Source organism: Parasphingomonas zepuensis (assembly GCF_036663735.1).
GTDB lineage: Bacteria > Pseudomonadota > Alphaproteobacteria > Sphingomonadales > Sphingomonadaceae > Sphingomonas.
On the sequence record NZ_JAXOJO010000102.1, the window covers coordinates 1 to 1,005 of the forward strand.

A 1,005-nucleotide genomic window follows, 5' to 3' on the forward strand; every position below is an offset into this window, starting at 1 on the left:
AAGACGCCGCTGACCGAACAATATCGTTCTGCCGATCAGTTGGAGGCCTTCAACGCGGGCAAGTGCGAATCGTGCGGGACGATACAGTTCCCGCAGCTTCAATATTGCGTGCAGTGCCATGCGCCCAGCGAGCAATTCCAGAATGTATCGCTCCGCGACGAAACGGCCCGGGTGCTGACGTCCACGGCCGACTGGCTGTCCTATTATGCCGCGCCGCCACTGTGGGTCGGCTTCGTTCGCTTCGAAAACGGCGCGCGCGTGCTGATGGAGATGGTGGATATCGGTCCTGCCGGGATCGACACCGATGCGCAGCTGCGCATGGTTTACCGGATAAAGGATCGCGACCGTCAGCGCGGGTATAGCCGGTATTTCTGGAAAGCGACGCCGCTCAGCGCGGCTTGAGGAGATTTGGTGATGGCAACGGGGATCAAGGACAAGGTCGCTATTCTGGGGATGGGATGTTCCAAGTTCGGCGAGCGCTGGGATGCCGGCTCGCCCGAACTAATGAAGGAAGCATTCGAGGAAGCGCTTGCCGATGCAGGTATCGAGCGCAAGCAGATCGAGGCCGCCTGGTTCGGTTGCTGGGGCGATGGGATCAATGTCGGCAATTCCTCGATCCCGGCGGCGATGGCGCTGCGGCTCGAAGGCATTCCGGTCAGCCGGGTTGAAAATATGTGCGCGACCGGGACCGAGGCTTTGCGCGGCGCAGTCTACGCCGTCGCATCCGGCGCCGTCGACATCGCGCTGGCGATCGGTTCCGAAAAGCTCAAGGACACCGGCTTTGGCGGATTGCCTCCCGGTTTCAAGGGCACCTTCAACGACATGTGGATGCCGCTGGGCTCTGCCCCCGCAGGCTTTGCACAGCTGGCGCCCTATTACCGCGCCAAATATGGCACATCGAAAGAAGACCTCAAGAAGGCGATCAGCCATATCTCTTGGAAAAGCCACCAGAACGGGGTGCACAGCCCCAAGGCGCATTTCCAAAAGGCCGTCCCCCTAGAGACG

At 60.9% G+C, this 1,005-nt stretch carries 2 protein-coding genes; both read left to right on the plus strand.

The genetic code is table 11. The features are described from left to right. Positions 1-402: Zn-ribbon domain-containing OB-fold protein (locus U1769_RS25590; protein WP_443030461.1), on the plus strand; the 402-nt coding region annotated here is incomplete at its 5' end. A 12-nt stretch (positions 403-414) separates the two neighbouring features. Continuing rightward, the coding region (locus tag U1769_RS25595; RefSeq protein ID WP_503644673.1) for a thiolase family protein at positions 415-1,005 on the plus strand (591 nt) is incomplete at its 3' end.